11 protein-coding genes and 1 pseudogene are annotated in these 12,107 nt (G+C 68.7%); 10 read left to right on the top strand and 2 right to left on the bottom strand.

Features of this window, described 5'->3' with window-relative positions:
- The 6 genes and pseudogenes from ftsZ to VFF46_RS08145 form a co-directional block, all read left to right on the top strand.
- A pseudogene (ftsZ, locus tag VFF46_RS08170) lies at nucleotides 1-969 on the top strand (cell division protein FtsZ); the annotation flags it as partial.
- 654 nt (nucleotides 970-1,623) lie between these two features.
- Complete coding sequence (gene pgeF, locus VFF46_RS08165) at nucleotides 1,624-2,352, top strand: peptidoglycan editing factor PgeF (protein WP_325036418.1); 729 nt, start codon at nucleotides 1,624-1,626, stop codon at nucleotides 2,350-2,352.
- On the top strand, nucleotides 2,349-3,059 hold the full coding sequence (locus VFF46_RS08160) for a YggS family pyridoxal phosphate-dependent enzyme (RefSeq protein WP_325036417.1): 711 nt from the start codon (nucleotides 2,349-2,351) through the stop codon (nucleotides 3,057-3,059). Before pgeF ends, VFF46_RS08160 begins: the two co-directional genes overlap by 4 nt.
- Nucleotides 3,060-3,129: 70 nt before the next feature.
- The gene (locus VFF46_RS08155) at nucleotides 3,130-3,684 is read left to right on the top strand and encodes a cell division protein SepF (protein WP_325036416.1); all 555 of its coding nucleotides are present in this window, start codon (nucleotides 3,130-3,132) and stop codon (nucleotides 3,682-3,684) included.
- A 50-nt stretch (nucleotides 3,685-3,734) separates the two neighbouring features.
- On the top strand, nucleotides 3,735-4,040 hold the full coding sequence (locus tag VFF46_RS08150; protein ID WP_325036415.1) for a YggT family protein: 306 nt from the start codon (nucleotides 3,735-3,737) through the stop codon (nucleotides 4,038-4,040).
- A 133-nt stretch (nucleotides 4,041-4,173) separates the two neighbouring features.
- On the top strand, nucleotides 4,174-4,929 hold the full coding sequence (locus VFF46_RS08145) for a DivIVA domain-containing protein (RefSeq protein WP_209699510.1): 756 nt from the start codon (nucleotides 4,174-4,176) through the stop codon (nucleotides 4,927-4,929).
- Between the two features lie 140 nt (nucleotides 4,930-5,069).
- On the opposite strand, the gene ileS is transcribed toward VFF46_RS08145, so the two are convergent.
- Nucleotides 5,070-8,222, bottom strand: coding sequence for an isoleucine--tRNA ligase (gene ileS / locus VFF46_RS08140; RefSeq protein WP_325036414.1), 3,153 nt, complete (start codon nucleotides 8,220-8,222; stop codon nucleotides 5,070-5,072).
- A gap of 537 nt (nucleotides 8,223-8,759) precedes the next feature.
- Nucleotides 8,760-8,975 carry a hypothetical protein gene (locus VFF46_RS08135; RefSeq protein WP_325036413.1) on the bottom strand — a complete coding sequence of 72 codons (216 nt, stop codon included), beginning with the start codon at nucleotides 8,973-8,975 and terminating at the stop codon, nucleotides 8,760-8,762.
- A 46-nt stretch (nucleotides 8,976-9,021) separates the two neighbouring features.
- Here VFF46_RS08135 and VFF46_RS08130 point away from each other — a divergent pair, with 46 nt between their 5' ends.
- The 4 genes from VFF46_RS08130 to VFF46_RS08115 form a co-directional block, all read left to right on the top strand.
- Nucleotides 9,022-9,477: a TraR/DksA family transcriptional regulator gene (locus VFF46_RS08130; protein ID WP_325036412.1), complete on the top strand. Its 456-nt coding sequence runs from the start codon at nucleotides 9,022-9,024 to the stop codon at nucleotides 9,475-9,477.
- On the top strand, nucleotides 9,450-10,205 hold the full coding sequence (gene lspA, locus VFF46_RS08125) for a signal peptidase II (RefSeq protein ID WP_325036411.1): 756 nt from the start codon (nucleotides 9,450-9,452) through the stop codon (nucleotides 10,203-10,205). The genes VFF46_RS08130 and lspA overlap by 28 nt, the downstream gene beginning before the upstream one ends.
- Complete coding sequence (locus VFF46_RS08120) at nucleotides 10,202-11,122, top strand: RluA family pseudouridine synthase (protein WP_325036410.1); 921 nt, start codon at nucleotides 10,202-10,204, stop codon at nucleotides 11,120-11,122. The genes lspA and VFF46_RS08120 overlap by 4 nt, the downstream gene beginning before the upstream one ends.
- Nucleotides 11,123-11,246: 124 nt before the next feature.
- A partial coding sequence (locus tag VFF46_RS08115; protein WP_325036409.1) for a PHP domain-containing protein occupies nucleotides 11,247-12,107 on the top strand: 861 nt, incomplete at its 3' end.

Below are 12,107 nucleotides of genomic sequence, written 5' to 3'. Positions count from 1 at the left end.
ATCGGCGGAGGCGGCGTGAACGCCGTCAACCGGATGATCGAGCACGGTCTGAAGGGCGTTGAGTTCATCGCCATCAACACCGACGCGCAAGCGCTGTTGATGAGCGACGCGGACGTCAAGCTCGACATCGGCCGCGAGGAGACCCGTGGTCTGGGTGCCGGCGCGAACCCGGCGATCGGGCAGAAGGCCGCCGAGGACCACGCGGAGGAGATCGAGGAGGCGCTGAAGGGCGCCGACATGGTCTTCGTCACCGCCGGTGAGGGCGGCGGCACCGGCACCGGCGGCGCGCCCGTGGTGGCGCGGATCGCCCGGTCGCTGGGCGCGCTGACCATCGGTGTGGTGACCCGGCCGTTCTCGTTCGAGGGCAAGCGCCGCGCCACCCAGGCCGAGGACGGCATCGCCACCCTCCGCGAGGAGGTGGACACGCTGATCGTCATCCCGAACGACCGGCTGCTGACCATCTCGGACCGCGCGGTGTCCGTGCTGGACGCGTTCAAGCAGGCCGACCAGGTGCTGCTGCAGGGTGTTTCCGGCATCACCGACCTGATCACCACCCCGGGTCTGATCAACGTGGACTTCGCGGACGTCAAGGCGGTCATGTCGAACGCCGGCTCCGCGCTGATGGGCATCGGCTCGTCCCGCGGCGAGGACCGCGCGGTCGCGGCCGCCGAGGCAGCCATCTCGTCTCCGTTGCTGGAGGCAAGCATCGAGGGTGCGCACGGTGTGCTGCTGTCGATCGCGGGTGGTTCCGACCTGGGACTGTTCGAGATCAACGAGGCCGCGCAGCTGGTGTCGGAGTCCGCGCACTCGGACGCGAACATCATCTTCGGCGCGGTGATCGACGACGCGCTCGGCGACGAGGTGCGGGTGACGGTGATCGCGGCCGGCTTCGACGGCGGGATGCCGAAGCGCCGCGAGCAGGCGATGAACCAGGCCCGCCCACAGTCCTCCCGCCCGGCGAACCAGAACTACACCCAGCCGATGACCGTCTCCAACCCCACCCAGACGCCACCCCCACCGTCGAACCAGCAAGGCTTCGGCCAGCAGGGCGGCCAGTCGGGTGCCGGTCAGGGCGCGGGCCAGGGTGGCTTCAACCAGGCGGGTTCCGGCCAAGGCGGCTTCGGTCAGGGCGGCGGCCAGTCGGGCGCGGGTCAGACAGGTGGCCAGGGTGGCGCGGGGCAGGGTGGCTACGGTCAGCCGGGCACCCACCCCAACCAGGGTCACCAGGGCGCGACCCCTCTGCAATCGGTACCGGGCCAGCAGTCCGGTCAGCCGCAGGCGGCGCCTTCGTCGCCTCAGCCGACCGACGACACCGTCCCGGTCCCGGCCCCGACGGAACCCCGCACCGGCACCACGAACTCCGCCCGCCCGCAAGCAGGCGAAGGCGTCCGCACGGTGCAGTCCGGCCAGTCCCCGCACACCCCGGCCTCCCCGTCGACCCAGCACTCCTGGCCGACCAACGGCCCGAGCACCAGCAACACCACGGGCGGCAACTCCGGCACCCCGGCCTCCAAGCCGAAGAAGCAGGAGCCCGAGGAGGACCTCGACATCCCGGACTTCCTCAAGGGCAACAACTAGCCGCACAGGGCGACCCGCGTCCGCCCGGACCGGTAACCTTTGGTCGTGTTCGGCTACGACGAGGTTCGCCAGGGTGTCCGCTTCGCCTTCACCGATCGCTTCGGCGGTGCCAGCAAACCGCCGTACGGCGAGCTGAATCTCGGCACCGCGGCCGGCCCGGACGTCGACGGCGTGCGCGCGAACTTCGGGCTGATCGCGTCCGAGTTCGGCGTACCCGCTGAGCAGGTGGTCGTGCTCCACCAGGTGCACGGCCGCGACGTACACGTCGTCCGCCCCGGCGACGAACTGCCGATGTCACCCGCACCGAAGGCCGACGGACTGGTCACCACCCGCACCGACGTCGTGCTCGCGGTCCGCGCCGCCGACTGCCTCCCGGTGCTGCTGTCCGCCGACGGCGTGATCGGTGCCGCACACTCGGGCCGCAAGGGCATGTACGCCGGCATCGTCCCGGCGACCGTCGACGCGATGCGCGCACTCGGCGCCGAGCGGATCACCGCCGTCCTCGGCCCGTACGCCTGCGGCAAGTGCTACGAAGTACCGGAGGACATGCGCGCCGAGGTCGCCGAACAGGTACCGGCGTCGTACTCCGAGACGAGCTGGGGGACGCCCGCCATCGACGTCGCGGCCGGCGTCCGGGCGCAGCTGGCCGAGCTCGAGGTCGAGGTGGTCGACGCGACCGCCTGCACGATCGAGTCGGAGGATCTGTACTCGTACCGCCGCGAAGGCCCGGAGAGCGGCCGGATGGCCGGACTGATCAAGCTGGTCTCCCGGTGAGCCGCGCCGACGAGCTCCGCGCGAACCTGGAGCGCGTGCGGGAGCGGATCGAGAAGGCCTGTCAGGCGGCCGGGAGGTCCCGGGACGAGGTCACCCTCGTGGCGATCACCAAAACCTTCCCAGTCAGCGACGTACGGGCGCTGGCGGACCTCGGGGTCACCGACGTCGGGGAGAACCGCGAGCAGGAGCTCAAGGAGAAGGCGCCGGACTGCCCCGACCTCAGCTGGCACTTCGTCGGGCAGCTGCAGTCGAAGAAGTCCCGCTCGGTCGTGCGGTACGCGTCGGTCGTGCACTCCGTCGACCGCGTCACCCTCGTCGACGCGTTGTCGAAGGCCGCGGTCGCGGAGGACAAGTCCGTGCGGTGCCTGATCCAGGTGAGCCTGGCGGCGTACGGGTCCGCGGACGCGGCGACCGGTGCGAGCCGCGGCGGGGTCGCGCCCGCCGACGTACCGGAGCTGGCTGCGGCGATCGCGACGGCGGACAGGCTCGAACTCGGCGGAGTGATGGCCGTCGCGCCGCTCGGCTCCGAACCGGAGAAAGCCTTTGCGGGACTGCGGGAAGTAGCCTCCCGGCTACGCTCCGAACATCCGGGCGCCGACTGGATCTCCGCCGGGATGACCGGTGATCTGGAGGCCGCGATCAAGCAGGGTGCGACACACGTTCGGCTCGGGCGCGCATTACTCGGTACGCGGTCTCCACTGGGTTAGTGTCGACATCGAGCGGGTTTCGCTTCCGACTCACTGTTGTCGTCGAACCGGATCGAGGTGCTGAGGGGCCATGAGCGGCGCACTGCGCAAGATGGGTGTGTACCTCGGCTTGGTCGAGGACGGGGAGCGCTACAACGCGCGGTACGACGACACCTACGACGACGAGTACGACGAAGAGTTCGACGAGGCAGTCGACGGGGACTCCCAGGAAACCGTGCCGGTGGCAGCCGGCCGGGAGAGCCGCGAGACCCGGGAGCACCGCGAGGAGCGCCCGGAGCCGAGCGGTGCCACGGTCAGCAAGTTCCCAGACCGGCGCGGGGTCGCGCCGTCCCCGGAGGTTACCGAGTTGGCCCGCATCACCACCGTGCACCCGCGCAGCTACAACGAGGCGCGCGTCATCGGTGAGCACTTCCGCGACGGCACGCCCGTCATCATGAACCTGACCGAGATGGATCACTCCGACGCGAAGCGGCTCGTGGACTTCGCGGCCGGCCTGATCTTCTGCTGCCGGGGCTCGATCGAGCGGATCACCACCAAGGTGTTCCTGGTCTGCCCGCCGAACGTCACGGTGGCCGCCGAGGAGAAGGAGAAGATCGCCGCGGACGGGTTCTACAACCAGAGCTGACGCTCTGGTTCGCGACCTCGCTTTCGGCGTCTTCTACACTCGTTGTCGACATGAATGCTCTCGCGCTCGTCCTCATCGTTCTCTACTGGGTGCTGCTCGCCTTCTTCCTGGTGCTGGTGGCGCGGTTCGTGCTCGGCCTGATCGTGATGTTCGCTCCGCAGTGGCACCCGAAGGGCCCGCTGCTGCTGCTGTTCGAGCTGATCTACTCGATCACCGACCCGTTCCTGAAGCCGTTGCGGCGGATCCTGCCGCCGATCGGGGCCGGCGGCGTGCGGATCGACCTGTCCACATTGATGCTGTTCGTGATCGTCTCGGTGGCGATGGCCATCAACTCGACGGCCCTTCGATCGTTGTAAGGGTGAGACCGCGAGGAGTGGGTAGATAGAGCCCGGATTCCGTTCTAAGACAACGAAGCGATAACGTGATCTACTGAGTCGCCAAGGCGAGGCCACGGGGACTCCGCCAAGACACAGACAAACGAGGTGAAAGATGCCGCTGACGCCGGATGACGTCCGCTCGAAGCAGTTCACGCCCGTCCGACTACGGGAGGGCTACGACGTCACAGAGGTCGACTCCTTCCTCGACGAGGTGGAAGCCGAGCTCGAGCGACTTCTCGCCGAGAACGAGGAGCTGCGGGCCAAGCTCGCGGCGGCCCAGCGCGCCGGCGCGGACCAGCAGCGGCCGGTCGACCAGACCGCCGCGCTGCCGCCCGTCGTGCAGCAGCCGAAGCCCCCGGTCGTGGTCGAGAAGCCCGAGGAGAAGCCGCCGGTGGTGGCGCCTGCTCCCGGAGCGGCCGCGGCGGCCGGCACGGTCGGTGACGCGTCCAGCTCCGCCGTGCGGCTGCTGGAGATGGCCACCAAGCACTCCGACGACCTGGTCCAGGAGGCGAAGGACACCGCCGACAAGATCATCGGCGAGGCCCGCGCCAAGGCGGAGCGGCTGGAGAACGAGGCCCGCGGCAAGGCCGACCGGATGACCGGTGAGGCCCGCGCCCGCGCCGAGAAGCTCGACGGCGAGATCGCCGAGCGGCGCGCGCAGATGCTCGGCACCCTGGAGAAGCAGAAGGGCCAGCTCGAGCGCACCATCGACGACCTGCACGCGTACGAGCGGGAGTACCGCAGCCGCCTGAAGACCTACTTCACCGAGCAGCTCAAGGCGCTCGGCAACGGCGACGACACGCTCAGCCCGCGGAACGGTTTCCGTCCCGAGGCCCGCGCCCAGGCGCACGGCGGTCACGGCGTCTGAGTAGAACCTCCGAGAAGGGGCGGTGCTTTCCGGCGGCACCGCCCCTTCCGCATGTCCGGACTTTCCTGACCGAGGGTCCTTCGCCGGTAACAGACTGTCAGCGCAGGCAAGGTGAACCCCTCAACCGGGCGGGTTCGGCGTCAGGCTTTGGTCAGCCAGTAGGTGAGCTGCAGGTCCTCCTCGGTGCCGGTGGTAACACCGGACTCCGACGGGGCCGACTGGTTGAGCTCGACGGCGAGCACCTCGCGGGCGATCTCGTCGGCGTGCTTGCCCAGGGCATCGGACAGCTCGGCGTCGGTCGAGGTCAGCCAGACCCTGATCCGGTCCGACACCTCCAGCCCGGCGCTCTTCCGGGCCTCCTGCAGCGTGCGGACCACCTCACGCGCCAGGCCGGCCTGCTTCAGCTCCGGCGTCACCTCGAGGTCGAGGGCAACGGTCTCACCCTGCTCGTTGACCACCGACCAGCCTTCCTTCGGCCGCTCGGAGACCAGCACCTCGGCCGGTCCGACCTGGACGTCCTCGCCGTCGACCACCACGGTCGCCGTACCGGACTCCTTCAGCGCGGCCGCCAGTACGCCGGCGTCGGCGGCGGCGATCGCGGCCGCGACCACCGGGGTCTGCTTGGCGAACCGCTTGCCGAGCTCCCGGAAGTTGCCCTTGGCAGCGAACTCGACCAGGTCCGCCCCGGCCGAGGACAGCGGCGCGACGGTACCGACGTTCAGCTCGTCGGCGATCTCCTGCAGCAGCTCGGGGGACAGGTCCGCGATCGCGGCGGATCCGACCAGCGCCCGGGCCAGCGGCTGCCGGGTCTTCACCTTCGCCTCGGCGCGGGCCGACCGGCCGAGCTCGACGACCCGGCGGGCCATCGACACGTGCTGCGCCAGTACGTCGTCGATCACGGTCTCGTCGTACGTCGGGAAGCTGGTCAGGTGCACCGACTCGGGCAGGCCGGGCGTGACCGGGCGGAACACGTCCTGCCAGACCCGCTCGGTGACGAACGGCATCAGCGGCGCCAGCACCCGGGTGAGTACGTCGAGCGTCTCGTGCAGGGTGGCGAGCGCGCCGGTGTCGCCCGCCCAGAACCGGCGGCGCGAACGGCGGACGTACCAGTTCGAGAGCACGTCGACGAACGAGTTGATCAGCGAACCGAGCCGCTGCGTGTCGTACGCCGCGTACGCCTCGTCGGTGTCCCGGACCAGCCGGTGCGTCTCGCTGACCAGCCACCGGTCCAGCACTGAACGGTCGGCGACGGCGGGCGCGTCCGTCGGAGACCAGTCGGCGAGCCGGGCGTACAGGGCATGGAACGCGACCGTGTTCCAGTAGGTGATCAGCACCTTCCGGGTGATCTCGTTCAGCACGTTCGGCCCGATGCCGCGTGCCTTCCACGGCGACCCGGAGGCGGCCATGAACCAGCGCACCGCGTCCGCGCTGTGGTCGTCCATCAGCGGGATCGGCTCCAGGATGTTGCCGAGGTGCTTGGACATCTTCCGGCCGTCCTCGGCCAGGATGTGCCCGAGGCAGACCACGTTCCGGTACGACGACTCGTCGAACACCAGCGTGCCGATCGCCATCAGCGTGTAGAACCAGCCGCGGGTCTGGTCGATCGCCTCGGAGATGAAGTCGGCCGGGTAGGTCTGCGCGAACTTCTCCTCGGAGCCCTCGACCCACGGGTAGCCCCACTGCGCGAACGGCATCGAGCCCGAGTCGTACCAGGCGTCGATCACCTCGGGCACCCGGTGCGCCTCGGCACCGCAGGTCGGGCAGTCGAACGTGATGTCGTCGACGTACGGCCGGTGCGGGTCGCTGCCGCTCAGGTCGCGGCCGGCCAGCTCGCCGAGCTCGGCCAGCGAGCCCACGCACACCTGGTGGTCCTCGGCGCAGCGCCAGATCGGCAACGGCGTACCCCAGTAGCGGGAGCGCGAGACGGCCCAGTCGATGTTGTTCCGCAGCCAGTCGCCGTACCGGCCCCACTTCACCGAGTCCGGGTACCAGTTGGTCTTCTCGTTCTCGCGGAGCAGCGCGTCCTTCACCTGGGTGGTCCGGATGTACCAGGACGGGAGCGCGTAGTACATGACCGGGGTGTGGCAGCGCCAGCAGTGCGGGTACGGGTGCTCGTACGGGACGTGCTTGAACAGCAGCCCGCGGTCCCGCAGGTCCGCGACCAGGTCCTCGTCGGCCTTCTTGAAGAACTGCCCGCCGACCAGCGGTACGTCGGTGTTGAAGTGACCGGTGGTGTCCACCGGGTTCACCACCGGCAGGTTGTACGCACGGCCCACCGCGAGGTCGTCCGCGCCGAACGCGGGGGACTGGTGCACCAGACCGGTACCGTCCTCGGTGGTGACGTACTCCGCGAGTACGACGTAGTGCGCCGGCTCGTCGAACGGCACCAGCTCGAACGGCCGCTGGTAGGTCCAGCGCTCCATGTCGCGGCCGGCGTACTCACCAGTGACCGTCCAGCCCTCACCGAGCCGGTCCAGCAGCGGCTTGGCCACCACCAGGGTCTCGGTGCCGTCGGTGGCTGTGACGTACTCGACGTCGGGGTGCACGGCGACGGCCGTGTTGGAGACCAGCGTCCACGGGGTCGTCGTCCAGACCAGCAGCGACGCCTTGCCGGCCAGCGGGCCGGAGGTGAGCGGGAAGCGGACGTACACCGACGGGTCGACGACCGTCTCGTAGCCCTGGGCGAGCTCGTGGTCGGACAGGCCGGTGCCACAGCGCGGGCAGTACGGCGTGATCCGGTAGTCCTCGACCAGCAGGCCCTTGTCGTGGATCTGCTTCAGCGACCACCAGACCGACTGGACGTACTCCGGGTCCATCGTCTTGTACGGGTGCTCGAGGTCGACCCAGTACCCCATCCGGACCGTCAGCTCACGGAACGCGTCGACGTGCCGGAGCACCGACTCGCGGCACTTCGCGTTGAACTCGGCGATCCCGTACGCCTCGATGTCCGGCTTGCCGTTGAAGCCGAGCTCCTTCTCCACCGCGACCTCGACCGGGAGGCCGTGGCAGTCCCAGCCGGCCTTGCGCTCGACCCAGAAACCCTTCATGGTCCGGTAGCGCGGGAACACGTCCTTGAAGACGCGGGCCTCGATGTGGTGCGTGCCGGGCATGCCGTTCGCGGTCGGCGGGCCTTCGTAGAACGTCCACGGCGTACCGCCGGCGGACTGTTCGAGGCTCTTGGCGAAGGTGTCGTGCTCGTCCCAGAGGGTGAGCACCTCCCGCTCGAGCGCGGGGAAGTCGACCTGGGCGGGAACCTGCCGCCAGGGAGTGCCGGGGGTATGCGCTGCCGCCATGTTGTGCGTCCTTCGTCACGTCCTGCTGCTGGGACGAGGGACGAAGCACCGGCCTGAGCCGGTTACCGCGCGGTACCACCCTCCTTGGTGACCGTAAGTACGGTCACCCACTTCCTTTGCGAGACGCTGCCGGTTCTAATAGGTCCCTGCGGACCGTTCTTCCGGCGGCTCCGGGGTGATGGCCCCATCACTGCCTTGCGGTTCTCGGTCGTCAGTGTACGGCGTCGTACCGGGTGACTACGAATCGTTAATGGGTGGTGCAGCAAGAATTCGGCCGGCTGGTGGTCGCGGTGGCCCGGCAGGGACAAGTTGGTCGAGGTTGACGGGGAGGAGAACGACATCCGGGAACGGCTCCGGCGATTGCCGGCCTGACCTGGGAAGTGTTACGGACAGTGATGTCTGCAACACGGTTGTGATGTGCGGAACATCGAGCGGACTTGAAGAACCGACTACCTTATCTGCACGGTCTGCGCGTCAGGCTGGCACGTGCTGGGCACGTGTCCTACTGTCTTGCGACCAGTCCGCTCCAGTCTCCGACTAAGGCAGGGGGTAGCTGACCATGGCTACATCGGCACCCAAGAAGTCCGCCCCCCAACGCACTGCTGCGGCCAAGAAGAAAACTGCCGCGAAGAAGTCCGAGCCGGTCCCGAAGACGGCCCGCAAAAGCCCGGCGAAGACCTCGCCGGCCAAGAAGACCACCGCGGTGAAGAAGTCGGCAGCGACCTCTTCGGCGACCACCGCGGCGAAAAGCACAGCGGCTAAGACCCCTGCCAAGAAAGCTCAGACGAAGAGGGTGGCCATGAAGACGAACGAGAACAGGACTCCGGCGACGGCGCCGGGCAAGTCCGCGGCACATACGGCGGAGAGCTTCAAGGTGAAGCCGGGCGAGGATCCCTGGACCGCGGCCGAGCTCGCCGAGCTGCGCTCGGAGCTGGAGGGTGAGGTCGAGCACCTCAAGCAGGAGATCCACGAGGCCGAACAGGAGATCGTGGGCCTGTTCCGCGACGGCAGCGACGGCGCCGGCAACGACCAGGCGGACGTCGGCTCGACGACCCTCGAGCGGTACCACGAGCTGACGCTGGCGAACAACGCCCGCGACATGCTGAACCAGATCGAGTTCGCCCTGACCAGGATCGACGACGGCACGTACGGCGTCTGCGAGAACTGCGGCAACGCGATCGGCAAGGGTCGGCTGCAGGCATTCCCGCGTGCGACACTGTGTGTCTCATGCAAAGAACGCCAGGAACGCCGCTGAACCCCACCTCGTCCTCCCAGGTGGACGACCCAGCCACCCCCGAACCGGCCGACCCCCCGTCGGCCGGTTCTCCGTCGTCCACCCCCGCGGCGGCTACCGGTGGGGACACCTCCGCACCGAAGGGTGCCGGGGCGTCCGCCGGCTCGGCTGCCGGTGGGGACACCTCCGCACCGGAGAGCGCGGCCTCCTCTTCCACCACCTCCTCCTCCTCCAACAGCTCTTCTGAGGCCGGGAAGAGGTCGTGGAAGTGGACTGTGGTTTTTGGTGGGGTGGGGGTGGTGGTCCTGTTCTTGGATCAGCTGACGAAAGCTTTGGCGTTGGCGCATCTCACCCCGGGCGAGCCGGTGAACGTGATCGGGAGCCTGCTCAAGTTCAACCTGATCCGGAACTCCGGCGCCGCCTTCAGCCTCGGCGCGGGTTACACGCCGTACATCAGCGCGGTGCAGATCATCGTCGCGCTCGGCGTGATCTACCTCTCCCGCAAGCTCGGCTCGGCCGGCTGGTCGGTGGCGTTCGGGCTGTTGTTCGGCGGCGCGGTCGGGAACATCCTGGACCGGATCTTCCGCGAGCCGTCGCCGTTCCACGGGCATGTCGTCGACTTCCTGCAGACCCCGCACTGGGCGATCTTCAACGTCGCGGACATGGCCGTCACCTCGGCCGCCGTACTGCTGGTGATCCAGACCCTGCGCGGCGTCAAGCTGGACGGCACCCGGGAGCCCCGCAAGTGAACTCCCGGACCGTCATCGTCCCGGACGGTCTCGCGGGGGAGCGGCTGGACGCGGCGCTGTCGCGCCTGTTCGGCGTCTCCCGGGCCAAGGCCGCCGAGCTGATCGAGTCCGGCCTGGTCCAGGTCGACGGCTCCCCGGCGCCGAAGTCCTCCCGGGTCGCGGCCGGCGTACTGCTCGACGTCGAGCTGCCCCCGCCGCCGTCCGAGGTCACCGTCGTACCGGAGACCGTCGACAACCTGCGGATCGTGTACGACGACGACGAGATCGTCGTGGTCGACAAACCCGTCGGCGTCGCCGCGCACCCGTCACCCGGCTGGACCGGCCCGACCGTGATCGGCCACCTGGCCGGCGCGGGTTTCGCCATCTCCACCAGCGGCGCCGCCGAACGCAAGGGCATCGTGCACCGCCTCGACGTCGGTACGTCGGGCCTGATGGTGGTCGCGAAGACGGAGTACGCCTACACCGTCCTGAAGCGCGCGTTCAAGGAACGGACCGTGCGCAAGATCTACCACGCGCTCGTCCAGGGTCATCCCGACCCGTTCACGGGTACGGTCGACGCCCCGATCGACCGGCATCCGCACCACGACTACAAGTTCGGCGTGGTCGCGGGCGGGAAGCCGAGCGTCACGCACTACGAGACCCTCGAGGCGTTCCGGTACGCGACCCTCCTGGAGATCACGCTGGAGACCGGCCGCACGCACCAGATCCGGGTCCACATGTCCGCGATCGGCCACCCGTGCTGCGCCGACCTGACGTACGGCGCCGACCCGGTGCTGGCCGAACGCCTCGGCCTGTCCCGCCAGTGGCTGCACGCGATGCGCCTCGGCTTCACCCACCCCGGCACCGGCGAGTACGTCGAGTTCACCTCGGAGTACCCCGAAGACCTCGACCACGCCCTCGATCTGCTGGTCGACTGACCGGATAGCGGGCGGTCGACCCGCTAGATCGAGGTCCGCCGGAGTGCCGATTGAGAACTGTCGGTGGGGCCTGCATAAGCTGTCGCAGTCCACCTCACTCACGCCCTGGGAGGTCTGCGCCGATATGGGGTCCAGCGACAGTTTCGTGCATCTCCATGTGCACACCGAGTACTCGATGCTGGACGGCGCTGCCCGGATCGACGAGTTGTTCAAGACCGCCCAGGAGATGGGCCAGCCGGCGATCGCGACCACCGACCACGGGTTCGTGTTCGGGGCCTACGAGTTCTGGAAGACGGCGAAGAAGTACGACGTCAAGCCGATCATCGGCGTCGAGGCGTACCTGACGCCGCACACCCACCGCACCGAGCGCAAGCGGGTCAAGTGGGGCGATGCGAACGCGGGCCGCGACGACGTCTCCGGTTCGGGTGCGTACACGCACATGACGCTGCTGGCGAAGAACACGTCCGGCATGCACAACCTGTTCAAGATGAGCTCGCTGGCCAGCCTCGAGGGGTACTACTTCAAGCCCCGGATGGACCGCGAGCTGCTGAACACCTACGGCCAGGGCCTGATCGCGACGACCGGCTGCCCGTCCGGCGAGGTGCAGACCCGGCTCCGGCTGGGGCAGTACAAGGAGGCGATCGAGGCCGCCGCGGAGTTCCGCGACATCTTCGGCAGGGAGAACTACTACTGCGAGCTGATGGACCACGGCCTCGGCATCGAGCGGGACATCCAGAAGGACCTGCTCAAGCTGGCCAAGGAGCTCGGCCTGCCGTTGGTCGCGACCAACGACCTGCACTACACCAAGCCCGAGGACTCGCAGGCGCACGCGGCGCTGCTGTGCGTCCAGTCCGGCTCGACGATGACCGACCCGAACCGGTTCAAGTTCGACGCGAACGAGTTCTACGTGAAGACCGCGGCCGAGATGCGCGAGGTCTGGAAGGACTTCCCGGAGGCGTGTGACAACACGCTGCTGATCGCCGAG

It is taken from the genome of Kribbella sp. (assembly GCF_035655035.1).
Classification (GTDB): Bacteria; Actinomycetota; Actinomycetes; order Propionibacteriales; family Kribbellaceae; genus Kribbella.
Note: the sequence above shows the minus strand (reverse complement) of the source record. Positions and strands in the feature narration are given on the sequence as shown.